The sequence below is a fragment of the Streptomyces sp. NBC_00704 genome (assembly GCF_036226605.1).
Taxonomy (GTDB): domain Bacteria; phylum Actinomycetota; class Actinomycetes; order Streptomycetales; family Streptomycetaceae; genus Streptomyces.
On record NZ_CP109000.1, the window covers coordinates 1705117 to 1730000 of the forward strand.

Annotated in this window: 18 protein-coding genes and 2 rRNA genes (1 of these 20 running past the window's edge); 6 read left to right on the forward strand and 14 right to left on the reverse strand. The window is 71.7% G+C overall.

The genetic code is table 11. The annotated features are described in order from the left end of the window. Window positions 1-46: 46 nt before the first annotated feature. Window positions 47-673 carry an NUDIX hydrolase gene (locus tag OG802_RS07550; RefSeq protein ID WP_329408422.1) on the reverse strand — a complete coding sequence of 209 codons (627 nt, stop codon included), beginning with the start codon at window positions 671-673 and terminating at the stop codon, window positions 47-49. Window positions 674-766: 93 nt separating this feature from the next. After that, window positions 767-2431, reverse strand: coding sequence for a CTP synthase (locus OG802_RS07555; protein ID WP_329408424.1), 1665 nt, complete (start codon window positions 2429-2431; stop codon window positions 767-769). Between the two features lie 469 nt (window positions 2432-2900). Here OG802_RS07555 and OG802_RS07560 point away from each other — a divergent pair, with 469 nt between their 5' ends. From OG802_RS07560 to OG802_RS07570, 3 genes are all read left to right on the forward strand, one after another. After that, window positions 2901-4703, forward strand: coding sequence for a glycoside hydrolase family 15 protein (locus OG802_RS07560; protein WP_329416982.1), 1803 nt, complete (start codon window positions 2901-2903; stop codon window positions 4701-4703). Between the two features lie 128 nt (window positions 4704-4831). Further along, on the forward strand, window positions 4832-6214 hold the full coding sequence (locus OG802_RS07565) for an FAD-binding oxidoreductase (RefSeq protein WP_329408427.1): 1383 nt from the start codon (window positions 4832-4834) through the stop codon (window positions 6212-6214). 50 nt (window positions 6215-6264) lie between these two features. Next, the gene (locus OG802_RS07570) at window positions 6265-7932 is read left to right on the forward strand and encodes a PucR family transcriptional regulator (protein ID WP_329408429.1); all 1668 of its coding nucleotides are present in this window, start codon (window positions 6265-6267) and stop codon (window positions 7930-7932) included. A 64-nt stretch (window positions 7933-7996) separates the two neighbouring features. On the opposite strand, the gene OG802_RS07575 is transcribed toward OG802_RS07570, so the two are convergent. The 5 genes from OG802_RS07575 to OG802_RS07595 all read right to left on the reverse strand — a co-directional run bounded on the left by OG802_RS07575 (window position 7997) and on the right by OG802_RS07595 (window position 13524). Continuing rightward, a complete protein-coding gene (locus tag OG802_RS07575) occupies window positions 7997-9127 on the reverse strand; it encodes a glycosyltransferase family 4 protein (RefSeq protein ID WP_329408431.1) in 1131 nt (376 codons plus the stop codon). A 438-nt stretch (window positions 9128-9565) separates the two neighbouring features. After that, a complete protein-coding gene (gene recN / locus OG802_RS07580; protein WP_329416983.1) occupies window positions 9566-11284 on the reverse strand; it encodes a DNA repair protein RecN in 1719 nt (572 codons plus the stop codon). Window positions 11285-11394: 110 nt separating this feature from the next. After that, window positions 11395-12300 (reverse strand): NAD kinase, encoded by a 906-nt coding sequence (locus tag OG802_RS07585; RefSeq protein WP_069773189.1) that lies wholly within the window; start codon window positions 12298-12300, stop codon window positions 11395-11397. Continuing rightward, window positions 12297-13112 (reverse strand): TlyA family RNA methyltransferase, encoded by an 816-nt coding sequence (locus OG802_RS07590; RefSeq protein WP_329408434.1) that lies wholly within the window; start codon window positions 13110-13112, stop codon window positions 12297-12299. Before OG802_RS07590 ends, OG802_RS07585 begins: the two co-directional genes overlap by 4 nt. Before the next feature lie 7 nt (window positions 13113-13119). Next, window positions 13120-13524 (reverse strand): hypothetical protein, encoded by a 405-nt coding sequence (locus tag OG802_RS07595; protein WP_329408435.1) that lies wholly within the window; start codon window positions 13522-13524, stop codon window positions 13120-13122. Between the two features lie 42 nt (window positions 13525-13566). Here OG802_RS07595 and OG802_RS07600 point away from each other — a divergent pair, with 42 nt between their 5' ends. Then, window positions 13567-13914, forward strand: coding sequence for an SCP2 sterol-binding domain-containing protein (locus OG802_RS07600; RefSeq protein ID WP_329408437.1), 348 nt, complete (start codon window positions 13567-13569; stop codon window positions 13912-13914). Here the strand turns inward: OG802_RS07600 and OG802_RS07605 are convergent. The 4 genes from OG802_RS07605 to OG802_RS07620 all read right to left on the reverse strand — a co-directional run bounded on the left by OG802_RS07605 (window position 13898) and on the right by OG802_RS07620 (window position 18070). Further along, the gene (locus tag OG802_RS07605; protein WP_329408438.1) at window positions 13898-14722 is read right to left on the reverse strand and encodes an ABC transporter ATP-binding protein; all 825 of its coding nucleotides are present in this window, start codon (window positions 14720-14722) and stop codon (window positions 13898-13900) included. The genes OG802_RS07600 and OG802_RS07605 overlap by 17 nt on opposite strands. A 109-nt stretch (window positions 14723-14831) precedes the next feature. Continuing rightward, window positions 14832-15890 (reverse strand): FecCD family ABC transporter permease, encoded by a 1059-nt coding sequence (locus OG802_RS07610; RefSeq protein ID WP_329408439.1) that lies wholly within the window; start codon window positions 15888-15890, stop codon window positions 14832-14834. Beyond that, a complete protein-coding gene (locus OG802_RS07615) occupies window positions 15887-16930 on the reverse strand; it encodes a FecCD family ABC transporter permease (RefSeq protein WP_329408441.1) in 1044 nt (347 codons plus the stop codon). The genes OG802_RS07610 and OG802_RS07615 overlap by 4 nt, the downstream gene beginning before the upstream one ends. Before the next feature lie 111 nt (window positions 16931-17041). After that, on the reverse strand, window positions 17042-18070 hold the full coding sequence (locus OG802_RS07620; protein ID WP_329408443.1) for an HAD hydrolase-like protein: 1029 nt from the start codon (window positions 18068-18070) through the stop codon (window positions 17042-17044). A gap of 73 nt (window positions 18071-18143) precedes the next feature. Here OG802_RS07620 and OG802_RS07625 point away from each other — a divergent pair, with 73 nt between their 5' ends. Next, a complete protein-coding gene (locus OG802_RS07625) occupies window positions 18144-19427 on the forward strand; it encodes a DUF1015 domain-containing protein (protein ID WP_329408444.1) in 1284 nt (427 codons plus the stop codon). 59 nt (window positions 19428-19486) lie between these two features. Here the strand turns inward: OG802_RS07625 and OG802_RS07630 are convergent, their stop codons facing one another. Continuing rightward, the gene (locus OG802_RS07630; RefSeq protein ID WP_329408446.1) at window positions 19487-20257 is read right to left on the reverse strand and encodes a hypothetical protein; all 771 of its coding nucleotides are present in this window, start codon (window positions 20255-20257) and stop codon (window positions 19487-19489) included. A 102-nt stretch (window positions 20258-20359) separates the two neighbouring features. On the opposite strand from OG802_RS07630, the gene OG802_RS07635 reads away from it, so the two are divergent. Beyond that, a complete protein-coding gene (locus OG802_RS07635) occupies window positions 20360-21607 on the forward strand; it encodes a hypothetical protein (RefSeq protein ID WP_329408448.1) in 1248 nt (415 codons plus the stop codon). Between the two features lie 119 nt (window positions 21608-21726). Here OG802_RS07635 and rrf read toward each other — a convergent pair. Further along, window positions 21727-21843 (reverse strand): 5S ribosomal RNA (gene rrf, locus OG802_RS07640). 101 nt (window positions 21844-21944) lie between these two features. Beyond that, a 23S ribosomal RNA gene (locus OG802_RS07645) occupies window positions 21945-24884 on the reverse strand; it runs 185 nt beyond the window's last position.

The window sequence follows — 24884 nt, forward strand, 5'->3', positions numbered from 1 at the left end:
AGGGACGAAAACCGGCCATGGACGACAGCCGGGCGGGCGGGCGGACTCAGACCTCGAACGGGCGGGCCGGCCAGGGCGCCTCGGCCGGACGCAGCGCCTCGACGCCCTCCCCGGCGCGGGCCGCCACCAGCGACAGCACGCCGACCACGAGGCAGTTGTTGTGGACGTATCCCGCGAGGACCGCCCCGACCAGGTCGGCGACCGGCACGCGCGCGTGCTCCATGTCGGCCTCCTCGTCCTCCACCGCGAAGCGCTGCCCCTCCGCCTCCGACAGTCCCCGGGCCAGGAAGATCCGCACGGACTCGTCGCAGCCGCCGGGAGTCGTGTACACGTCAGTGAGAACGCGCCAGTCCTCGGCCTTGACGTGCGCCTCCTCGTACAGCTCGCGCTGGGCCGCGTGCAGCGGGTTCTCGCCGGGCACGTCGAGCAGGCCGGCCGGGATCTCCCACAGCTTGTGCCGGACGGGGTGGCGGTACTGCTTGATGAGCAGCACGCGGTCCTCGTCGTCGAGGGCGAGCACCGCCACGGAACCGGGGTGCACCTGGTAGTCCCGGCGGACCACCGCGCCGTCGGGCATGACCACCTCGTCGGTGCGCACCGAGGTCTTGCCGCCCACGAAGGGGGTTCGGGTGGCCCGGATCTCCCACGCCTGCGGAGTGTCCTTGATCGTCATGCCTTGCGTCCTTCCACCGTGCCACCTGCGCAAACGAAACCGGGGTGCAAACCCGTTGAAGATTTGCACCCCGGCCACCGTACAACCGGTGTGTCACTCCGAATTCGGCCCCGCGGCGATCTTCCGCTCGACCGCCGCCTTCACCAGGCCGGCGAACAGCGGGTGCGGACGCGTGGGCCGCGACCGCAGCTCCGGGTGCGCCTGCGTGGCCACCAGGTAGGGGTGGACGTCGCGCGGGTACTCGACGTACTCGACGAGCTTGCCGTCCGGCGAGGTGCCCGAGAACAGGATGCCCGCCTTCTTCTCCAGCTCGGCCCGGTAGGCGTTGTTCACCTCGTAGCGGTGGCGGTGCCGCTCCTCGACGTACTCCTTGTCGTCGTAGACCTCACGGACGATGGAGCCCTCGGCCAGCTTCGCCGGGTACATGCCCAGGCGCATCGTGCCGCCCATGTCGCCCTCGCCGGCCACGATGTCGAGCTGCTCGGCCATCGTGGAGATGACCGGGTGGCCGGTGGCCGGATCGAACTCGGTGGAGTTGGCGTCGCCGATGCCGGCCAGGTTGCGCGCGGCCTCGATCACGATGCACTGCAGGCCCAGGCAGAGCCCGAGGAGCGGGATCCTGTTCTCGCGGGCGTAGCGGATCGCGCCGACCTTGCCGAGCACGCCGCGGTCGCCGAAGCCGCCCGGGATGCAGATCCCGTCGACGTCCTCGAGCTGCGCCTTGGCGCCCGCCGGGGTCTTGCAGTCGTCGGAGGTGACCCACTTGATCTTCACGCGGGCCTTGTTGGCGAAGCCGCCGGCGCGCAGCGCCTCGGTGACCGAGAGATAGGCGTCGGGCAGGTCGATGTACTTGCCGACCAGCGCGAGGGTGATCTCGTGGTCGGGGTTGTGGACGCGGTCGAGCAGGTCGTCCCACGTCGTCCAGTCCACGTCGCGGAACGGCAGGTCCAGCTTGCGGACGACATAGGCGTCCAGGCCCTCGCCGTGCACGGTCTTGGGGATGTCGTAGATCGAGCGCGCGTCGGGGCAGGCCACCACCGCGTCCTCGTCGACGTCGCACATCAGCGAGATCTTGCGCTTGATCGCGGTCGGCACCTCGCGGTCGCAGCGCAGCACGATCGCGTCCGGCTGGATGCCGATGTTGCGCAGCGCCGCCACCGAGTGCTGGGTCGGCTTGGTCTTCAGCTCGCCGGAGGGGCCGATGTACGGCAGGAGCGAGATGTGCACCACGAAGACGTTGTCCCGGCCGACCTCGTGCCGGACCTGGCGGACGGTCTCCAGGAAGGGCAGCGACTCGATGTCGCCGACGGTGCCGCCGACCTCGGTGATCACGACGTCGACCTGGTCCGTCGCCATACGGCGGATGCGGTGCTTGATCTCGTTGGTGATGTGCGGGATGACCTGCACGGTGTCGCCCAGGTACTCGCCGCGCCGCTCCTTGGCGATCACCGTGTTGTAGACCTGGCCTGTAGTGACATTGGCGGAGCCGTCCAAGTCACGGTCGAGGAAGCGCTCGTAGTGTCCGATGTCCAGGTCGGTCTCGGCGCCGTCGTTGGTGACGAACACCTCACCGTGCTGGAAGGGGTTCATCGTGCCCGGGTCGACGTTCAGGTACGGGTCGAGCTTCTGCATCACGACGCGCAGTCCCCGCGCCTTGAGCAGCATGCCGAGGCTGGAGGCCGTCAGACCCTTGCCGAGCGAGGAGGCGACACCCCCGGTGACGAAGATGTGCTTGGTCGTCGTGGATTTGGGCGTCATGGCCAAGAGGGGGCTCCCGTGGTCGCGATTCGAGGGTGCGGTTCGGGGGCTTCGAGACCACCGGTCCACGGGCTACCAGGGTATCAGCGCCGCGGAGAGATGGCTTCCGGCCACGCTCCGCGCACGGCCCGCCACGGTGGGGCGTACGAGCACCGGTTTCTCACCCGGTGCTCACCCGTTCGGCCCACCCGCGTTGTCCGGAGCGGCACGCAGATCATCTACGTGCGTCGTATCCTGCTCGGACACTCACTGCCGAGCCCGGTCGGCAAGACGGCACACCCCCGCCCGTCCCCCACCGGAACAACGGGAGCCCGGCAGTTCGTTGAGCAGTGATCGGCGTTTTGCCCTGAGGGCCGAGCGGCTGCTTTGCTTCAGCGCTCAACGACGCATTACCAACCACCCCTTGACCGCACTAGCGACAGCCCCCGTGTCCCATGGGGGTGACGTGGCCGTTCGACTGGAGTTGCACGTGGCCGGGCGCATCGAAGACTACGCACTCATCGGAGACATGCAGACCGCCGCCTTGGTCTGCCGTGACGGGACAGTGGACTGGCTGTGCCTGCCCCGCTTCGACTCGCACGCGATCTTCGCCGGTCTGCTCGGCACGGAGGAACACGGGTTCTGGCGCCTCGGTCCGGCGCACGCCTCCGACGCGCCTCCGCCGCGTGCAGCCCGGCGCACCTACCGCGGCGACTCGCTGATCCTGGAGTCCGAGTGGGACACCCCGCGCGGCACGGTCCGGGTGACCGATTTCATGCCTCCCCGCGACGGCGCGCCCCAGCTGATCCGGATCGTCGAGGGCGTCTCGGGCCGGGTGCCGATGCGCTCGACCCTGCGGATGCGGTTCTCCTACGGCCGGGTCGTGCCGTGGGTGCACAAGCACGAGGGCCGCACGGTGGCCGTGGCGGGCCCGGACTCGGTGTGGTTCGACACCGACTGCGAGACCTACGGCAAGGCGCTGACCACGTACGCCGACTTCACCGTCGCGCCCGGCGACCGGATCGCGTTCACGATCTCGTGGGAGCCCTCGCACAAGGAGCCGCCGCCGCTGCCGGAGCCGGAGCAGTCCCTGGAGGCGACCGAGGAGTTCTGGCGCGAGTGGGTCGAGCACTGCACGTACCACGGCCCCTACCGTGAGGCCGTGATCCGCTCCCTGATCACGCTCAAGGCGCTGACGTACGGCCCGACCGGAGGCATCGTCGCCGCCCCCACCACGTCCCTGCCGGAGGACATCGGCGGCGTCCGCAACTGGGACTACCGCTACACCTGGCTGCGCGACGCGGCCATCACCCTGTCCTCGCTGCTGCGCACCGGCTACCGCGAGGAGGCCCGCGCCTGGCGCGAGTGGCTGCTGCGCGCGGTCGCCGGCGACCCCGAGAACCTGCAGATCATGTACGGCATCGCGGGCGAGCGCGAGCTGGGCGAGGCCGAGCTGGACTGGCTGCCCGGCTACGAGAACTCCGGCCCGGTCCGGGTCGGCAACGGCGCCGCGCACCAGCTCCAGCTCGACGTCTACGGCGAGGTCACCGAGGCCCTGCACCTGGGCCACATGACCGGACTGGCCCGCAACGACTACGCCTCCCTGCTCCAGCTGAAGCTGATCCGCTACCTGGAGCAGCACTGGGACGAGCCCGACGAGGGCATCTGGGAGGTGCGCGGCCCGCGCCGCCACTTCGTGCACTCCAAGGTCATGGCCTGGGTCGCGGTGGACCGCACCATCAAGCTGATCGAGTCCGGCGACGCGGACGGCCCGCTGGACAAGTGGCGCGAGCTGCGCGACGACATCCACCGGGACGTGTGCGAGAAGGGCTACGACAAGGAACGCAACACCTTCACCCAGTCCTACGGCTCCAAGGAGCTGGACGCGTCCCTGCTGCTCATCCCGCAGATGGGCTTCCTGCCCCCCGACGACAAGCGGGTGATCGGCACCATCGAGGCGATCCAGCGCGAACTGTCCACCCCGGACGGCTTCATCCTGCGTTACCCGACCTCCGGCGGCGACGAGGGCGTGGACGGCCTCCCGGGCGACGAGGGCGCGTTCCTCGCCTGCTCGTTCTGGATGGCGGACGACCTCGCGATGATCGGCCGGGTCGACGAGGCGCGCAAGCTCTTCGAGAAGCTGCTCTCGCTGCGCAACGACCTCGGTCTGCTCGCCGAGGAGTGGGACCCGCGCCTTCAGCGCCAGGTCGGCAACTTCCCGCAGGCCTTCAGCCACGTCCCGCTGATCGACACGGCGCTGCGGCTGACGGCGTCGGGGGCCTACGGCGGCTGACGCCCGGTTCCCGCGGCCGCCCGGCCGAGGTCTTACGGACCGGTGACGTCGCGGCCGCAGAACAGGACCGGGCGGCCGCGCCCGCCTACGCTGGAGCCCTCTGGCCCCTGCACGGAAGGGGGCGCCCCATGGCCTCCCCGACGACGGCGAGCGCGGCACTGTCCGCGCTGCGCGAGGAACTGGTCGGCGACGTGTTCGCCCCCGAGGATCCGGGTTACGACGAGGCCCGGACCGTCTTCAACGCGATGATCGACCGCCGTCCGGCCGTGATCGCCCAGTGCGTCGACGAGGCAGACGTCGTGCGGTCGGTGCGCTGCGCCCGCGACCTGGACCTGCCCGTCGCGGTGCGCGGCGGCGGGCACAGCGTCGCCGGCATGGCGCTGGGCGACGGCGCCCTGGTCGTGGACCTGCGCCACATGCGCACGGTCACCGTCGACCCGGCCGCCCGGACGGCCCGGATCGCGGGCGGCGCCACCATGAGCGACCTGGACCGCGCGTGCGGCCCCCACGGGCTGGCCACGACCGGCGGGCGGGCCTCCACGACCGGCGTCGGCGGCTTCGTCCTGGGCGGCGGCACCGGCTGGCTGGACCGCTGCTTCGGACTGGCCGTGGACAACCTGCTCGACGTCGAACTGGTCACCGCCGACGGCCGGCGGGTGCGCGCCAACGCCGACGACCACCCGGACCTGTTCTGGGCGCTGCACGGCGGCGGCGGCAACTTCGGCGTCGCCACGGCGCTCACCCTGAAGCTGCACGAGCTGCCCGAGTTCTCCATCGCGCTGCTGCTCTTCCAGCCGGAGCTCGGCCCCGACGCCACCCGCACCTTCCGGGACGTCATCGCGTCCGGCCCGGACGAGGCGAGCGGCGCCGTCATCTACTTCACCGGCCCGCCCGCGGAGTTCGTCCCGCCGCACCTGGTCGGCTCGCTGCTGTGCGGGGTGCTGCTGACCTACGCCGGCGCCGAGGAGGACCTGCGCAAGCTCGCCCACCCCCTGCTGGCGCTTCCGCACGAGGCGGAGGTCGTCGGAGCGATGCCGTACGCCGACGTCCAGTGCATGCTCGACGACCCGCCCGGGATGCGGAACCACTGGTCGGCGGAGTACCTGACCGGCCTCCCGGACGACTTCGTCGACGTGTACTGCGCCCGCGGGCTGACCGTGCCCGTGCCGACCGGCACCATGCACACGCTGTTCCCGCAGGGCGGCGCGATCGGCTCCGGGCCGCACGAGTACCCCGTGCCGTACCGCGACGCGCCCTGGGCCGTGCATCCCTTCGGGCTGTGGGAGGACCCGGCCGACGACGAGCGGTGCGTGCGGTGGGTCCGGGACGTCCGGGCCGACGCGCGGCCGTGGAGCACCGGAGCGGTGTACCTCAACTTCATCGGCGACGAGGGCGGCGACCGGGTCGTGGCGGGCGTCGGCGAGACGAACGCCCGGCGGCTCGCGGACGTCAAGCGGGACTACGACCCCGGGAACGTGTTCCGCTTCAACCACAACATCCGGCCCTCCTGACACCGCCCCGCGGATGTCGGCGGGACGTCCGCGCAGGTAGCGTCCGCTGCATGGACAGCCCCGCGGACCGCCCCACGAACAGCCCCACGGACCACCGACTCGACAGCCGGAGCGCCGGCATCACCGTGCGGCGTGCGCTGGAGCTGCCCGGACTGCGCAGCGGGCTGCCCGAGGTCCTCGCGGGCGGCGAGCGGCTGGAGCGCACGGTGCGCTGGGTGCACGCCGGCGAGGTCCCGCACATCGCCTCGCTGCTCAAGGGCGGCGAGCTGCTGCTGACCACGGGCTACGGCCTCGGCGCCCGCCCCGCCGAGCAGCGGGCGTTCGTGCGCACCCTGGCCGAGCGGGGCATCGCGGCCCTGGTGATCGAGCTGGGGCCGCGTTTCGAGCGGCTGCCCGCCGCCCTGGTCGAGACGGCCCGCGGCACGGGGCTCCCGCTCGTCCAACTGCACCGCGAGGTGGCGTTCGTGACGGTCACGGAGGAGGTCCACACCGAGATCGTCAACGGGCACTACGCCCTTCTCCAGCAGGCCGAGGAGGTGCACCGGCGCTGCACGCACGCCCTGCTCGGCGGCGGCGGCATCCCGCAGGTGCTGGGGATCCTGGCCGGCTTCGGCGACAACCCGGTGTTCCTGGAGACGACCGACGGACGGCTGCTGTACGCGGCCGGGGAGGGGCCGCAGGGCGCGGATCCGCTCCAGGTGTGGGAGGGGCTGCGCGGCCCGCACAAGGACGCGCCGCCCCCCGCCGGTTCGGTCCTGGTGGACGTGCCCGGGGGCGGGCCGGGGGCGGGTGCGGTGCGCGCCCGGCTGGTGCAGCTGCCCGTGCGCGGCCCGCTGGCTCCCGTGCACCGGATCGCGGCCGAACGCGCGGCGGGCGTGCTGGCCGTGGTGCTGATGCAGGCCCGCCAGGAGGACGAGCTGGCCGCGCGCGGCCGGGGCGACTTCCTCACCGACCTCGCCGAGGGGCGGATCGCCGCGGAGGACGCCCCGGCGCAGGCCCGGGTGCTGGGCTTCAGGCCCGCCGCCGGGCCGCTGCTGCCGGTCGTCATGCGGCTGGGCGAGGGCCCCTCCCCCGGCGGCGGCTGGGCGGTGCTGGCGCGGGCGGTCGCGGAGGAGCTGACGTCGCTGGGCGTGCCGGTGCTGCTGGGGGTGCGCCCGGTGGAGGGCCGGGTGCCGGTGCTGCTCGGCCTGCGCTCGGAGTCGGAGCGGCCCGCCGTGGCCGACCGGGTCGCGGCGGCGCTGCGCGCCGGGGTGGAGCGGGCCGGGATGCAGCGGCCCGGCGCCGCGCCCGCGGTGGTGGTCGTGGGCGTGGCCGGCGGCTGGGCGGCCGCCTCGGCGGGCCTCAGGCATGCCGCGGAGACGGCGACGGCCGCGCACGGGCTCCCCGACCGCCCCTGGTACGACGCCCGCCGCCTGGACATCGACCTGCTGCTGTGGCGGCTGCGCGACCACCGGGACCTGGCGGCGTTCGTGGACCGTGCGATCGGGCCGGTCCGCGATCACGACCTGCGCTCCAAGCCGCCGCTGCTGCCGACCCTGGAGACCTATCTGGCGCACGCGGGCCGCAAGGCGGAGACGGCCCGCGAGCTGCATCTGAACCGCCAGACCCTCTACAACCGCCTCGCCCGCATCGGCGAACTGCTCGGCACCGACCTCGACGACCCCCAGACGGTCCTCGCGCTGAGCCTGGCGCTGCGGGCGCGACGCCACGTGACGTGACGCCACGTGACGTGACGCCGAGGGCGTCGAGACCGGCGCGGGTCGCCTGCCGCGCGGCCCGGCGTCAGATCATCGGACGGGGCTGCGTCAGCTCGTCGTAGACGCTGAGCACCTGGGCGACGGTCTCGTCCTCGGTGGGCCAGGTGGCCGCCTGCCGGGCGCCCGCCTCCCGCAGCCGTCCGGCCCGCGCGGGGTCGCCGAGCAGCCGCACGACGGCGGCGCCGAAGGCCCGCGCGTCGCCGGACGGCACCAGTTCGGCCGCGTCGCCGACGAGTTCGCGGACGCCGGCCGCCAGCGCCGCGACGAGCGGCACGCGCGCGTGCAGCGCCTCCTGCGCCAGCACGGACCGCGACTCACCGCCGCCGGGCAGCAGCGCGAGGTCGGCGGCGGCCAGGAGTTCGCCGACGTCGTCGCGCAGCCCGGCGAGCCGGACCGGGAGCTCCTCCGTCTCGATGCGGCGCTGAAGCTCCGCGCGGTACGGCCCCTCCCCGGCGATCACGACCAGGGGCGCCGGATCCAGGTCGCGCCACGCGTGCGAGGCGTCCAGCAGGAGGTCGTAGCCCCGGTGCCGGTCCAGCGGGCCGACGGCCACGAGCAAGGGGCGGCCGGTCGCGCCGAGTTCGGCCCGCAGTTTGGGCAGCGGCTGTTCGCACTCGTCGTGCGGTCCCTCCCCCCGTGGGGGCCGGGGCAGCGCCGCCGCGGCCAGCCGCGCGTCCCGCGCGCCGGTGCGGCGGGCCCGGTCGACGAGATCGGAGGTGGTGCCCAGGACCACCGCGGCCGTCCGCGCGACCCGCCGTTCCAGCAGTCGCAGCAGATGCGCGCGGGCGCCCTCGGCGTGCGCGCGGTTGTGCCAGGTGACGACGAGCGGGGTGGTGCGGCCGCTGAGCGCGAGGACGGCCCTGAAGGAGGCGTGCAGGCCGTGGGCGTGGACGAGGTCGGCGTCCGTGCAGGCCGCGCGGAGCGCCGTCACGGAGCCCGGGTCGCTGCTGCGCGGTACGTGCACGTGTTCGGCGCCCGCGCCCGTGAAGTCGTAGGTGTCGTCGGCGTCGGTGGGGGCGCACACCGTCACCCGCACGCCCCGCGCGACGAGCCCCGCGGTCAGGGAGCGCACGTGTGCGCTGCTGCCGGCGTTGCCGCCGCCCAGCACCTGCACGGTGCGCAGCGGGGACTGGCCGTGCGGTGAGTGGCTGCTCACGTGGCCGGGGCTCCTGGTTCGGCGTCGGACGGTCACGAAGAAACGTACAGAGGGAACCGGGGCGGAGGGGTGGACCGCTGACGTTCCTCCACGTCTTACGCCCAAGGATGCCAGGACGTACGGGTGTTCCGGGCCCTACGCCCTCCGCGCGAGGGGTTTGGACCCCGCGGGCTTCACCCCCACGGGTGAAGCCTCCCGATTCCCTGTTCGACCGGTCGGCCCCCGGACCTCCGCCCGGGACCGCCGCCCGCGCCGATCACCGTCCCGGGCCGGACCGCCGTTCCCGCCGAACCGCCGTCCCGAACCGAACCGCCGCCTCCGGCCGAACCGCTCCCCGCCGCCGCGCGTGCCGCCGCGCCGGGAGCGGCGCGGGTCAGCTCCGGACGGCCGGCGCGGTGACGGCGAACCCGCCGCGGGCCGACCGGGCCGCGGCGGCCGTCAGCCGTCCGCCCGGGCCGTGGCGAGGAGTTCCTCCGCGTGGGCGCGTGCCGTCTCGGAGTCCTCCTGGCCGGCGAGCATGCGCGACAGTTCCCGGATGCGCTCCTCGCCCTCCAGGACCTTCACCCCGGACCGGGTGACCGACCCGTCGTCGGTCTTCTCGACCAGCAGCTGCCGGTCGGCGAAGGCGGCGACCTGCGGCAGGTGCGTGACGACCACCACCTGAGCGGTTTTGGCGAGCCGCGCCAGCCGGCGTCCGATCTCGACGGCCGCCTTGCCGCCCACGCCCGCGTCGACCTCGTCGAAGAGATACGTCGGCACCGGGTCCGTGCCGGCGAACACGACCTCGACGGCGAGCATCACGCGTGAGAGCTCACCACCCGACGCGCCCTTGGCGACGGGCCGCGCCGGGGCGCCCGGATGCGGGGCGAGCAGCAGCTCCACCTCGTCCACGCCGGCCGGCCCGTAGGCGACCGGACGGCCGTCGACCTCGACGCCCTGCGGATCGTCCGTCTGCCGGATGTCGAACGACACGCGCGCGTGCGGCATGGCCAGCGAGGCCAGCTCGGCGGTCACGGCCGCGGCGAACCGGCCGGCGGCGTCGGTGCGCGCGTCGGTCAGCGCCTGCGCCAGCCCGCCCAGTTCGGCCCGCAGCGCGTCCCGCTCGGCGGTCAGCTCCCCGATGCGTCCGTCGTCGCCGTCCAGCTCGGTCAGCCGGGCGGCGCCCTGCTCGGCCCAGGCGAGCACGGAGTTCACGTCCGGCCCGTACTTGCGGGTGAGGGCGGTGAGCGCGGCCCGCCGCTCCTCGACGGCCGCCAGCCGCAGCGGATCGGCGTCCAGGTCGTCGGCGTATCCGGCCAGCTCGCCCGCGACGTCGCCCAGCAGGATCCCGATCTCCCCGATCCGGTCGGTGAGCGCGGCCAGCGCCGGGTCGTGCGCCCGGACGGCCTCCAGGGCCCGCTGCGCGCCCGCCACGAGGGTGGCGGCGTCGATGCCCTCGGGATCCTCGGGGTTCCCGGCCAGCGCGGCGTGCGCGGCCGTGGCGGCGGACGACAGGGCCTCCGCGTGTCCGAGCCGCTCGGCCTCCTCCGCCAGCTCGGCGTCCTCCCCGGCGCGCGGTTCGACGCCGGCGATCTCGTCGAGTCCGAAGCGCAGCAGGTCGGCCTCCTGCGCCCGCTCGCGCGCGCGGGTGACGATCTCGTCCAGCTCGACGGCCACCGCCCGCAGCCGCCGGTAGGCCTCGGTGTACTTGGCGAGCGGGACCGTCACCGCGTCTCCCGCGTACCGGTCGAGCGCCTGCCGCTGCCGGGACGGCTTGAGCAGCCCCTGCTGGTCGGTCTGCCCGTGCACGGCCACCAGCTCGTCGGCGAGTTCGGCGAGCACGCCCATGGGCACGCTCCGCCCGCCCACGTGCGCCCGCGACCGCCCCTCGGCGGAAACGGTCCGGCTGATGAGCAACGCCCCGTCGTCCAGCTCGGCGCCCGCCTCCTCGGCCCGCAGGGCCGCCGCGGCGCCCGGGGGCACCGTGATCCGCCCCTCCACGACCGCCTTCTCCGCACCGATCCGCACCAGCGCGGGATCGGCGCGTCCGCCCAGCAGCAGTCCGAGGCTGGTGACCACCATGGTCTTGCCCGCGCCCGTCTCGCCGGTGACGGCGGTGAAGCCTGGCGACAGCTCGACGACAGCGTCGTCGATGACTCCGAGCGACCGTATCCGCATCTCCTCCAACACGGAGACGACCTTACGAGGTCGGGGAGGGAAAGTGCGAGGCACCCTGTCACCCGGGCGGGTGGACGCGCCTCCCCGGCCCCCGATCCCGACGAAGGCTCCTAGTTCCGCGCCCCGCGCCATCCCGCGACGGGCAGGGCGAACTTCGCCACCAGACGGTCGGTGAAGGAGGCGTGGTGCAGCCGGGCGAGCCGTACCGGCACCGCACCGCGCCGCACCTCGACCCGGGCGCCCGGAGGCAGCTCGAAGGTCCGCCGCCCGTCGCACCACAGGACGCCCGGCGGGATGTGCGGCAGCAGCTCGACCGCGAGCACCGAGTTCGGCGAGGTCACCAGCGGCTTCGCGAACAGCGCGTGCGCGCTGATCGGCACCATCAGCAGCGCCTCCACCTCGGGCCACACCACGGGCCCGCCGGCCGAGAACGCGTACGCGGTGGAGCCGGTGGGCGTCGACAGGACGATGCCGTCGCACCCGAACCCGGTGACCGGCCGCCCGTCGATCTCCAGCACCACCTCGAGCAGCTTCTCGGCGCCCGCCTTCTGCACCGCCGCCTCGTTCAGCGCCCAGTCGGTGTGCACGATGTCCCCGTTGCGGTGCACGACGACGTCGACGGTCATGCGCTCCTCGACCTCGTACGCCCGGGTCACCACCCGGTCGACGACCTTGTCGAGGTCGTCGCGCTCGGCCTCCGCGAGGAAGCCGACGCTGCCGAGGTTGACGCCGAGCATCGGCACCCCGGACGCCCGCGCGAACTCGGCGCCGCGCAGCAGCGTGCCGTCACCGCCGAGGACGATGAGCAGCTCGCACCCCTCCAGGCACTGCGGGGTGGCCTCGGCGACCAGCTCCACGTCGTCCGGGACATGCAGGTCGGAGGCCTCGTACTCCAGGACGCGCACCCCGATGCCCTCGCGCAGCAGCCCCTTGACGACCAGCTCGGCGCTGCGGATGGCGGCCGGCCGTCCGGTGTGGGCGAGCAGGAAAACAGTACGAGCTCGGTTCTGACTCAACGCGGCCCCTCCGCAACTGCACGGTCGACGTCGGCCGGGTCCAGGGCGGGCGCCCCGGACCGAAGCCACAGAAAGTACTCGACATTGCCCGACGGTCCGGGCAGCGGACTGGCGGTGACCCCCCGCACCCCGAGTCCCAGGTCCCACGCCTTCGCGGCCACGCCCCGCACGGCCTCCGCCCGCAGCTGCGGGCTGCGCACGACGCCCCCGCTGCCGAGCCGTTCCTTCCCCACCTCGAACTGGGGCTTGACCATCATCACCAGGTCCGCGTCGGGTGCGGCGCACCGTGCCAGAGCCGGCAGCACCAGCCCGAGCGGGATGAAGGACAAGTCCCCCACGACAAGATCCACAGGCTCCCCATCGATCGCTTCAAGCGTCAACTCGCGTACGTTCGTACGGTCCTTGACGGTGACGCGTTCATCGCTCTGCAGAGACCAGGCGAGTTGTCCGTATCCGACGTCCACGGCGACGACATGGGCGGCGCCCGCGCGCAGCAGCACGTCCGTGAACCCTCCGGTGGAGGCGCCGGCGTCGAGCGCCCGCCGCCCGCGCACCGCGAGCCCCTGGGGCACGAACGCCTCCAGCGCCCCGGCGAGCTTGTGCCCGCCGCGGGAGACGTAGTCCGGGTCGTCGGCGTCGGCGGCGACGACGATCGCGGCCGCGGTCTCGACCTGGGTGGCCGGCTTCGTCGCGACGGTCTTGCCGACGCTGACCCGGCCGGCGGCGATCAGCTGCCCGGCGTGCTCACGCGAGCGCGCGAGCTTGCGGCGGACCAGCTCCGCGTCCAGACGGCGACGTGCGACTCCTGCCACGTTCGGTTCAGCTCCTACTGCCATACGAGGGTGAAGGCGTCCGAGGGTCGTGCGACGGTGCGGGCGCCGGAGGGCCGGGGCGGGCGTCGAGCGCGGTGAGCGCGTCGCGCAGCCCCCGGTGTACATCCTCGTACACCTCGACGTGTCCGTCGGTGGCGAGGTGGTCGGCGTCGGCCAGCCGCTCCAGCCGCGCGTCCACCTCGGCGTGCCCGGTGGGGACCCGGGGGACGGCCAGCGGCGCGGGGGCGGCGGGGTCGCGCTCGGCCGCCTGCTCCGGGCCGGCCGCCTGCTCCGGGCCCGGATCGGCCGTCTGCTCCCGCTCCGGGCCGGCCGCCCGCGCGCGCTCCCCGGGCGCGGCCGCCGTCGGCGCCTGCGCCGCCCCCGGTCCGGTCTCCGGCACTGTGTCGCTCATGCCCAGACGCTACCGCGAACGCCTGGGGTACCGTCGTGCGCGATGGCCACGACCGAGGAGTGCCGCGCCGCACTCGAGAAGCTCTCCGACTCCATGCAGAGCGCCCAGGGCGACGTCCGCACGGCCACGGCCCTGGACCGCTCGGTGAGCTGTCGGATCACCGACCTGGACGTCACCTTCGTCGGCCGCATGACGGGCGGCCGGATCGTGGTGCAGGACACCCTCCAGGGCCCTCCGGTGGAGAAGGCGCAGATCAGACTGACGATGACCGGCGACGACCTGGTGGCGATGGTCGACGGCGAGCTGAACTTCGCCAAGGCCTGGGGCTCGGGCAGGGTGAAACTGGAGGCCGGCCTGAAGGACCTGTTCCAGCTCAGGAAGCTTCTGTAGCCGCGAGCCTCCCGGCGCCCGTCCGCGCCCTGCGCGCCGCCGGCACCACCAGCGGCGTCCCCGTCTCCGGGTCGTCGATGACCTGGCAGCGCAGCCCGAAGACCTCCTCGACCAGGGCGGCGGTGACGATCTCGCCCGGCGCGCCCTCGGCGATGACCTCGCCGCCCCTCAGGGCGATCAGATGGGTCGCGTACCGGGCCGCGTGGTTGAGGTCGTGCAGCACCGCGACGAGCGTGCGCCCCTGCTCCTCGTGGAGTTCGGCGCACAGGTCGAGGACGTCGATCTGGTGCTGGATGTCGAGGAACGTGGTCGGCTCGTCGAGCAGCAGCAGCGGGGTCTGCTGGGCGAGCGCCATCGCGATCCACACCCTTTGGCGCTGGCCGCCGGACAGTTCGTCGACGTAGCGGTCGGCGAGTTCGGCGACCCCGGTCCGCGTCATGGACTCCCGCACCACCCGCTCGTCCTCGGCCGACCACTGCCGCAGGACGCCCTGGTGCGGGTAGCGGCCGCGGCCCACGAGGTCGGCGACGGTGATCCCGTCGGGGGCGACGGACGACTGCGGCAGCAGCCCCAGCGTGCGCGCCACCTTCTTCGCGGGCATCGACTGGATGACCTGCCCGTCCAGCAGCACCCGGCCCCGGTTCGGCTTCAGCATCCGCGACAGCGCGCGCAGCAGCGTCGACTTCCCGCAGGCGTTCGGGCCGACGATCACGGTGAAGGAGTTGTCCGGTATCTCCACCGACAGCTGTTCGGCGATGACCCTCTGGTCGTAGGCGAGGGTGACGTCCTCGGCGGACAGGCGGTTCACGATGCTCCCTGGGTTGTCGCGGTCGGCGGGGCGGCCAGGACCCGGGCTGGGGCGGTCGGGCCGGGACTCGGGCGGTCGGGCGGGGGCCCGGGGCGGTTGCGCGCGCCGGTCATATGCGCCCCGCCCTGCGCTCGGTGACGAGGAGCCACAGCAGATAGACGCCGCCCAGCACGCCGGTGACCACGCCCACGGGCAGCTGCCCGTCCCCGAAGAGCCGTTGCGAGGCCCAGTCGGCGGTCACCAGCAGGGCGGCGCCCATGCACAGGGACGCCACGAGGTTCGGTCCGGGCGAGCGGGTCAGCCGCCTCGCGAGCTGCGGCGCGGTGAGCGCCACGAAGCCGACCGGCCCGGCCGCGGCGGTGGCGGCCGCCGTCAGCAGCACGGCGGACACCATGAGCACCAGCCGCACGCGCTCCACGCGCACGCCCAGCGCCTGGGAGACGTCGTCGCCCATCTCCATCATGCGCAGCCCCCGCGCGTGGGCGAGGACGAGCGGCACCAGCACGCCGGCCAGCGCGAGCAGCGGCCAGACCTGCTTCCAGTCCCGGCCGTCGAGCGTGCCGGTCATCCACACCACGGCGCGGGCCGCGTCGACGAAGTCGGCCTTGGTGAGGAGGTATCCGTTGACGGCCGTCGCGACGGCCGAGACGCCGATGCCGACGAGCACCAGCCGGTACCCGTGGACGCCCCGCTTCCACGCCAGCAGATAGATCAGGGCCCCGGTCACCAGCCCGCCGACGAGCGCGCCCGCGGTCACCTGGGCGGCGCTCCCGGAGAACAGCACGATCATCACGAGCGCGCCGGCCGTCGCCCCCTGCCCGAGCCCCAGCACGTCCGGACTGCCCAGCGGGTTGCGCGACACGGCCTGGAACAGCGCCCCGCCCAGGCCCAGCGACGCGCCCACGAGCAGCCCCACGAGCACCCGCGGCAGCCGCAGTTCGTTGACGATGAACTCCTGTCCGGCGTCCCCGTGGCCGAAGAGCGTGCGCACGACGTCGGCCGCCGGGATCGGGAAGTCGCCGGTGCCGATCAGCACCACGCCCGCGGCGAGCGCGGCGAGGGCCAGCAGCACGACGACGGTCAGCGCCCGCGGGTCCAGCCGGACGGACAGCCCGCCGCGGGTGCGCAGCGCGCGGGGGCCGCGGGGGGTCTTCTGCGCGCTCTTCACAGCTGGGCCGTCCTCCGCCGTCGTACGAGAAAGATGAAGACCGGGCCGCCGACGATCGCGGTGATGATGCCGACCTGGACCTCCGACGGCCGGGCCACCACCCGCCCGACGACGTCGGAGCCGAGCAGCAGCACCGGCGCCAGGACCGCCGCGTACGGCATGATCCAGCGCAGGTCGGGCCCGGTGAACGAGCGGACCACGTGCGGGACCATCAGCCCGACGAACACGATCGGCCCGCAGGCCGCGGTCGCCGCGCCGCACAGCACGGTCGCCGCGAGCATCGACAGCGCCCGGGTGCGGTTCAGGTTCGCGCCGAGCGCCCTGGCGGTGTCGTCGCCCATCGCCACGGCGTTCAGCGGCCGGGCGAGCGCGAACGCCAGGAGCGTGCCGGCCACGAGGAAGGGCAGCACCTGCCGGATCGTGTCGTCGGTCGCCGAGGACAGCGAGCCCACCGTCCAGAACCGCATCCGGGCGAGCGCGGCGCCGTCCAGGATCATCACGGCCTGGAGATAACCGTAGAGCGCGGCGCTGACGGCGGTGCCGGCGAGCGCGAGCCGCACCGGGGTGGCCCCCCGGCTGCCGCCCAGGAACCAGACCAGCGCCCCGACCGCGGCCGCTCCGCAGAACGCGAACCACACATAGCCGCTCAGGCTGGTGACGCCGAAGAAGGAGATGGCGGTGACGACGGCGGCCGACGCGCCCGCGTTGAGTCCGAGCAGTCCGGGATCGGCCAGCGGGTTGCGCGTCAGCGCCTGGAGGACGGCTCCCGACAGGCCGAGCGCCGCCCCGACGAGCAGCCCGAGCACGGTCCGCGAGAGCCGCTCGTCGACGACGACGTCGGCGTAGGTCCCGGAGTCGTGGAACAGCCCGTGCCAGACCTGCGCGACCGACAACTCCTTGGCCCCGACGGCGATGCTCGCCACCGCCATCAGCAGCAGCACCGCCAGGGCGGCGAGGAGTCCGAGGGAGCGGACCGCCCGGCGGTCCGGGGGCGCGGGGGCGGTCTCCGCGCGCGGTACGGGAACACTGTCGACCAACACGCAGTTAGGTTAGCCTACCCTCGCAACGACGCCAGGCCCCCGGGTCCGCCCGTTCCTCCGGCCCGTCACGCGCCCTTCACACCCGCCCCGCACGTCCTCGCTCGGCGCAACTCACAGGCCGAGCCGGGCCAGCGCCTTCCCCCCGTCCAGCTCGCAGACGCCGTCCCCGGCCGCCGTCCAGGCCGCCGCGCACAACGCCCGCAGCCCGTCCAGCGCTTCGCCCGCGCCCGCCAGCTCCAGTCGCTCCGCCCCGGCGACGGCCGTCCAGCCGCCGCACCGGAACCCGTCCCCCGCCACGGCCACCTCCGGCTGTCCGGCGAGCAGCCCGCGCAGGTCGGCGTCGACGTACGTCGGCCGGTGCTGCGGCGGCGCGGCGAGCAGTCGCGGCCCGTCGGTCACTCCGGTGAGGACGAGCAGCGAGTCCACCTCGCCGTTGAACGCGCCCTCGATGTCGGTGTCCAGCCGGTCCCCGACCACCAACGGCCGCTCCGCGCCCGTGCGCAGGATCGTCTCCCGGTGCATGGGAGGCAGCGGCTTGCCCGCCACCTGCGGCTCGGCGCCGGTCGCGATCCGCACGACCTCGACCGCCGCGCCGTTGCCCGGCGCGATGCCCCGCCCGCTGGGAATCGTCAGATCCGTGTTGGACGCGAACCACGGCACCCCGCGCGCGACGGCGTACGACGCCTCCGCGAACCGCCCCCACGGCAGGTCCGGCCCGCCGAAGCCCTGCACCACGGCCGCCGGGTCGTCGTCCGCCGACTCCACCGGCACGAGCCCGCGCTCACGCAGCGCGACCCGCAGCCCCTCCCCGCCGATCACCAGCACCCGCGACCCCGCCGGCACCTGCTCGCCGATCAGCCGCGCGACCGCCTGCGCCGACGTGATGACGTCGTCGGCGCCCGCCGGTATGCCCAGCTCCGACAGATGGTCCGCCACCGCGTCCGGCGTGCGCAGCGCGTTGTTGGTGACGTACGCGAGCCGCATGCCGCCCGCGCGCGCGGAGGCGAGCGACCCGACGGCGTGCACGATCGCGTTCCCTCCCGCGTACACCACCCCGTCGAGGTCGAGCAGAGCCGTGTCGTACGCCTCGCTCAGGGCCTGCCCACTGCCCTCGGGCCTCGTCCTGACACTCCGGCTCATTCCGCATCGCTCCTCGTTCGGTCCGCTTTCCCTCGATCATCCCGCACGCCACCGGCACACGTACGATGCCGGGATGAACACAGCAGGTCCCTCCGAGGCGACGGCGCCCCGAGGCCTGGAACTCACCCCGTTCCGAGGCCTGCGCTACGACCCCGACCGGGTCGGCAGCCTCGCCGCCGTCACCTCCCCGCCGTACGACGTCGTGGTGCGCCCCGACGGCCTGCATCACCTCCAGGACGCGGACCCGTACAACATCGTCCGCCTGATCCTGCCTCAGGCCGCCACCCCCGCCGCCCGCAACGAACAGGCCGCCGGCACCCTGCGCCGCTGGCTCGCCGAAGGCGTCCTGACGGCCGACCCCGAGCCCGCCCTGTACGTCTACGAGCAACGCCACGCGGACGGCATGCTCCAGCGCGGGCTGATCGGGGCGCTGCGCCTCTCGGAGCCTTCGGAGGGCGTCGTCCTGCCCCACGAGGACGTCATGCCGCACATCGTGGCGGACCGCGCGGCCCTGATGCGGGCCACCCACGCGAACCTGGAACCCCTCCTGCTCACCTACCGGGGCGACGGCGCCGCGGCGGAGGCCGTGGACCGCGCGGCCGCCCTTCCCCCGCTGCTGTCCACGACCACCGAGGACGGCTACAGCCACCGGCTCTGGGCGATCACCGACCCCGCCGAGACCGCCCGCGTCCAGCAGGACCTCGCCCGCCGTCAGGCCCTGATCGCCGACGGCCACCACCGCTGGGCGACCTACCTCCGGCTGCGCTCCGAGCAGCCCGGGCCCGGCCCTTGGGACCACGGTCTCGTCCTCCTGGTGGACACGGCGCGCTACCCGTTGCGCGTGCGCGCCATCCACCGCCTCCTGCACGGCCTGCCGGTCGCCGAGGCCCTGGCGGCGCTCGACGGGCACTTCCGCGTGCGATCCCTGGACGTCGGCCTCCCCCGAGCCCTCGACGTCCTCGCCGACGCCGCCTGCGCGGGCAACGCGTTCCTCCTCGCCGGCGACGGCGCCTTCCACCTCGTCGACAGCCCGGACCCGGACCTCCTCGCCCGCACGGTCCCCGCCGACCGCCCGCAGGCCTGGCGCACCCTGGACGCGACGGTCCTGCACGCGACGCTTCTCGCTCACGTCTGGGGCATCCCGGAGGACGATCCCTCCCGCATCGCCTACATCCACGACACGGCCGCGACCGTGCGGAAGGCCGAACGCGACGGCGGCACGGCGGTCCTGCTGCACCCGGTCCGCGAGGAGGTCGTCCGCGACCTCGCCCGCCAGGGCGTCACGATGCCCCGCAAGTCGACGTCGTTCGGTCCCAAGCCCGCCTCGGGACTGGTCCTGCGCGCACTGGACGTCTGAGCCCGAACGCACGAATGGGCGGGACCCGGCGTCACCGGGTCCCGCCCATTCATCGGACGTCAGTCCTCGTCGGGCTCGGCCTTCGCCCCGGCCTCGGGAGCGTCCGCCTCCACGTCCTCGGCCGGCGCCGCTTCCTCCACGACGACCTCGCCCGCGCCGTCGCTGTCTTCGGCTCCGTCGACCCCTTCGCCTTCCTCGTCCAGGGCGTCCACGAAGTCCACCCCGTCCAGCTCGGCGAGCCGGTCGGAGGCGTCGGTGCTGCCGTCCCGGTCCGCCTCGACGGCCTTGGCGAACCACTCACGCGCCTCGGCCTCCCGCCCGGCGGCGAGCAGGGCGTCGGCGTAGGCGTAGCGCAGCCGCGCGGTCCACGGCTGGACGGAACCGGCCGCCAGCTCGGGGCTCTGGAGCGTCACGATGGCCGCGTCCAGCTGTCCCAGGTCACGACGGGCGCCGGCCGCGACGAGCCGCATCTCCACCTGCCCGGCCTTGTCGAGCTTGTGCACCTCGGGAGCGCCGGCCATGTCGAGGGCCTTCTCCGGCCGCCCGAGCCCCCGCTCGCAGTCGGCCATGACCGGCCACAGCTCCACGGAGCCGCTCATCCGCCGGGCCGCCCTGAACTCGGCGAGCGCCTCGCTGTACTTCTGGTTGGCGTACGCGGCGAACCCGCCCGCCTCCCTGACGGCGGCGACACGGGAGGCGAGCCGCAGGGCCACCTTGGAGTAGGCGTAGGCGCGCTCGGGGTCCTCGTCGATCAGCCGGGCGACCATCACCAGGTTCTTGGCGACGTCGTCGGCGAGCGTCTTGGGCAGGCTCATCAGCTCCTGCCGCACGTCCTTGTCGATCTCCTCGCCGGTGACGTCCTCCGGGATCGGCAGCCGCTTGATCGGCTCACGGTCCCGGTCCCGCTCGTCACGGAAACGGCCGCCGCCGCCATGCCGGTCGTCCCGGCGATCGTCACGCCGGCCGTAGCCGCCGCCGTCACGGTCGCGGTCACGACCGCCGAACCCACCGGGCCGTCCACCACGGTCGTCCCGACGGGGACCACGGGGAGCGGCCCCCCGGTCGTCCCGCCCACGGAACCCACCACGATCGTCACGCCGCTCGTCACGTCGGAACGCGGGACGGTCCCCACGGTCGTCACGGCGCTCGTCACGCCGGAAGGGAGGACGCTCGCCCCCGTCGTCCCGACGGTCGTCACGGCGGAAGGCGGGACGGTCCCCACGGTCGTCACGTCGCTCGTCACGTCGGAACGCGGGACGGTCACTCCGGTCGTCACGGCGATCGTCACGCCGGAACGCGGGACGGTCTCCGCGGTCGTCACGGCGATCGTCACGCCGGAAGGGGGGACGCTCGCCCCGGTCGTCACGGCGATCGTCCCGACGCTCGTCACGCCGGAAAGCGGGACGCTCGCCCCGGTCGTCACGACGGAAGGCGGGACGGTCCCCACGGTCGTCGCGGCGGAAGCCCGGCCGGTCGCCGCCACGGTCGTCACGACGCGGCCCACGGTCCCCGCGGTCATCGCGCTGGAACCCCGGCCGAGACCCACGGTCCCCGTCACGACGATCATCCCGGCGGCCGTAACCGCCGCCACCCCGGTTGTCGTCCCGACCGCCGACGCCACCACCACGATTGTCGTCACGACGGCCGAAACCGCCGCCACCCCGGTTGTCGTCCCGACGGAACGCCGGCCGATCCCCACGGTCGTCACGCCGGAAGGGAGGACGCTCGCCCCGGTCGTCACGGCGCTCGTCACGGCGGAAGGCGGGACGGTCCCCACGGTCGTCCCGGCGGAAGCCCGGCCGGTCGCCGCCACGGTCGTCACGTCGCGGCCCACGGTCCCCGCGGTCATCGCGCTGGAACCCCGGCCGAGACCCACGGTCCCCCTCACGACGATCATCCCGGCGGCCGTAACCGCCGCCACCACGATTGTCGTCCCGACCGCCGACGCCACCACGATTGTCGTCACGACGGCCGAAACCGCCGCCACTCCGGTTGTCGTCCCGACGGCCGTTTCCGCCCCGGTCGTCGTCACGACGGAACGCCGGCCGGTCTCCGCGGTCGTCGCGGCGGAAGCCGCCACGGTCTCCGCGGTCACCGCGGCTGCCGGCGCGGTCCCCACTGTCCCGTCGCCGCTGGTCGCGCTCAGGTCGGTCGTCGGGAGAGTTGGTGGACATGGGTGACTCCTGTCATCGGTACAGCAAACATTCTCGCGCACCCGCGTACCCGGCGCGCTCCAGAAAAACGAAAAGGACCCTTGGTCCCAGCTGAACGCTGGGACCAAGGGTCCTTTCCAAAGATTGTTCGGCGGCGTCCTACTCTCCCACAGGGTCCCCCCTGCAGTACCATCGGCGCTGTAAGGCTTAGCTTCCGGGTTCGAAATGTAACCGGGCGTTTCCCTCACGCTATGGCCACCGAAACCCTAATGGTTTCGAGCGAACAAGCACACTTTTTACTTGTTTCCAGCTCTAACCGGCAACGGTCGTTGCCTCAGAACTAACACAGTGGACGCGAGCAACTGAGGACAAGCCCTCGGCCTATTAGTACCAGTCAGCTTCACCCATTACTGGGCTTCCACATCCGGCCTATCAACCCAGTCGTCTACTGGGAGCCTTACCCCATCAAGTGGGTGGGAATACTCATCTCGAAGCAGGCTTCCCGCTTAGATGCTTTCAGCGGTTATCCCTCCCGAACGTAGCCAACCAGCCATGCCCTTGGCAGAACAACTGGCACACCAGAGGTTCGTCCGTCCCGGTCCTCTCGTACTAGGGACAGCCCTTCTCAATATTCCTGCGCGCGCAGCGGATAGGGACCGAACTGTCTCACGACGTTCTAAACCCAGCTCGCGTACCGCTTTAATGGGCGAACAGCCCAACCCTTGGGACCGACTCCAGCCCCAGGATGCGACGAGCCGACATCGAGGTGCCAAACCATCCCGTCGATATGGACTCTTGGGGAAGATCAGCCTGTTATCCCCGGGGTACCTTTTATCCGTTGAGCGACGGCGCTTCCACAAGCCACCGCCGGATCACTAGTCCCGACTTTCGTCCCTGCTCGACCCGTCGGTCTCACAGTCAAGCTCCCTTGTGCACTTACACTCAACACCTGATTGCCAACCAGGCTGAGGGAACCTTTGGGCGCCTCCGTTACTCTTTAGGAGGCAACCGCCCCAGTTAAACTACCCATCAGACACTGTCCCTGATCCGGATCACGGACCCAGGTTAGACATCCAGCACGACCAGAGTGGTATTTCAACGACGACTCCACAACCACTGGCGTGGCCGCTTCAAAGTCTCCCACCTATCCTACACAAGCCGAACCGAACACCAATATCAAACTGTAGTAAAGGTCCCGGGGTCTTTCCGTCCTGCTGCGCGAAACGAGCATCTTTACTCGTAGTGCAATTTCACCGGGCCTATGGTTGAGACAGTCGAGAAGTCGTTACGCCATTCGTGCAGGTCGGAACTTACCCGACAAGGAATTTCGCTACCTTAGGATGGTTATAGTTACCACCGCCGTTTACTGGCGCTTAAGTTCTCAGCTTCGCCACACCGAAATGTGACTAACCGGTCCCCTTAACGTTCCAGCACCGGGCAGGCGTCAGTCCGTATACATCGCCTTACGGCTTCGCACGGACCTGTGTTTTTAGTAAACAGTCGCTTCTCGCTGGTCTCTGCGGCCACACCCAGCTCGAGGAGCAAGTCCTCTCACCAAACGTGGCCCCCCTTCTCCCGAAGTTACGGGGGCATTTTGCCGAGTTCCTTAACCATAGTTCACCCGAACGCCTCGGTATTCTCTACCTGACCACCTGAGTCGGTTTAGGGTACGGGCCGCCATGAAACTCGCTAGAGGCTTTTCTCGACAGCATAGGATCATCCACTTCGCCACAATCGGCTCGGCATCAGGTCTCAGACTATATGGTGTGCGGATTTGCCTACACACCGTCCTACACCCTTACCCCGGGACAACCACCGCCCGGGATGGACTACCTTCCTGCGTCACCCCATCACTCACCTACTACAAGTCTGGTTCGCCGGCTCCACCACTTTCCATTCCCCGAAGGGTCCGGAACGGCTTCACGGACTTAGCATCGCCTGGTTCGATGTTTGACGCTTCACAGCGGGTACCGGAATATCAACCGGTTATCCATCGACTACGCCTGTCGGCCTCGCCTTAGGTCCCGACTTACCCTGGGCAGATCAGCTTGACCCAGGAACCCTTAGTCAATCGGCGCACACGTTTCTCACGTGTGAATCGCTACTCATGCCTGCATTCTCACTCGTGAACCGTCCACAACTACCTTCCGGTGCTGCTTCACCCGGCACACGACGCTCCCCTACCCATCACGATCCCCGTTGGGGGTATATATCGCAATGACACGACTTCGGCGGTACGCTTGAGCCCCGCTACATTGTCGGCGCGGAATCACTAGACCAGTGAGCTATTACGCACTCTTTCAAGGGTGGCTGCTTCTAAGCCAACCTCCTGGTTGTCTGTGCGACTCCACATCCTTTCCCACTTAGCGTACGCTTAGGGGCCTTAGTCGATGCTCTGGGCTGTTTCCCTCTCGACCATGGAGCTTATCCCCCACAGTCTCACTGCCGCGCTCTCACTTACCGGCATTCGGAGTTTGGCTAAGGTCAGTAACCCGGTAGGGCCCATCGCCTATCCAGTGCTCTACCTCCGGCAAGAAACACACGACGCTGCACCTAAATGCATTTCGGGGAGAACCAGCTATCACGGAGTTTGATTGGCCTTTCACCCCTAACCACAGGTCATCCCCCAGGTTTTCAACCCTGGTGGGTTCGGTCCTCCACGAAGTCTTACCTCCGCTTCAACCTGCCCATGGCTAGATCACTCCGCTTCGGGTCTTGAGCGTGCTACTAAAATCGCCCTGTTCGGACTCGCTTTCGCTACGGCTTCCCCACTCGGGTTAACCTCGCAACACACCGCAAACTCGCAGGCTCATTCTTCAAAAGGCACGCAGTCACGAGACGAAGAGCAAGCTCTCCGTCCGACGCTCCCACGGCTTGTAGGCACACGGTTTCAGGTACTATTTCACTCCGCTCCCGCGGTACTTTTCACCATTCCCTCACGGTACTATCCGCTATCGGTCACCAGGGAATATTTAGGCTTAGCGGGTGGTCCCGCCAGATTCACACGGGATTTCTCGGGCCCCGTGCTACTTGGGTGTCTCTCAAACGAGCCGCTGATGTTTCGACTACGGGGGTCTTACCCTCTACGCCGGACCTTTCGCATGTCCTTCGCCTACATCAACGGTTTCTGACTCGTCTCACGGCCGGCAGACCGTAAAAGAGAGATCCCACAACCCCGTATGCGCAACCCCTGCCGGGTCTCACACGCATACGGTTTGGCCTCATCCGGTTTCGCTCGCCACTACTCCCGGAATCACGGTTGTTTTCTCTTCCTGCGGGTACTGAGATGTTTCACTTCCCCGCG

What these genes read in the sequence shown, in the direction of transcription:
- OG802_RS07625 (WP_329408444.1), top strand. Translation starts at nt 18,144, where the DNA reads ATGAACACAGCAGGTCCCTCCGAGGCGACGGCGCCCCGAGGCCTGGAA.
- OG802_RS07555 (WP_329408424.1), bottom strand. Translation starts at nt 2,431, where the DNA reads ATGACGCCCAAATCCACGACGACCAAGCACATCTTCGTCACCGGGGGT.
- OG802_RS07635 (WP_329408448.1), top strand. Translation starts at nt 20,360, where the DNA reads ATGCCGGTCGTCCCGGCGATCGTCACGCCGGCCGTAGCCGCCGCCGTC.
- OG802_RS07620 (WP_329408443.1), bottom strand. Translation starts at nt 18,070, where the DNA reads ATGAGCCGGAGTGTCAGGACGAGGCCCGAGGGCAGTGGGCAGGCCCTG.
- OG802_RS07570 (WP_329408429.1), top strand. Translation starts at nt 6,265, where the DNA reads ATGGACAGCCCCGCGGACCGCCCCACGAACAGCCCCACGGACCACCGA.
- recN (WP_329416983.1), bottom strand. Translation starts at nt 11,284, where the DNA reads ATGCGGATACGGTCGCTCGGAGTCATCGACGACGCTGTCGTCGAGCTG.
- OG802_RS07595 (WP_329408435.1), bottom strand. Translation starts at nt 13,524, where the DNA reads ATGAGCGACACAGTGCCGGAGACCGGACCGGGGGCGGCGCAGGCGCCG.
- OG802_RS07565 (WP_329408427.1), top strand. Translation starts at nt 4,832, where the DNA reads ATGGCCTCCCCGACGACGGCGAGCGCGGCACTGTCCGCGCTGCGCGAG.
- OG802_RS07600 (WP_329408437.1), top strand. Translation starts at nt 13,567, where the DNA reads ATGGCCACGACCGAGGAGTGCCGCGCCGCACTCGAGAAGCTCTCCGAC.
- OG802_RS07550 (WP_329408422.1), bottom strand. Translation starts at nt 673, where the DNA reads ATGACGATCAAGGACACTCCGCAGGCGTGGGAGATCCGGGCCACCCGA.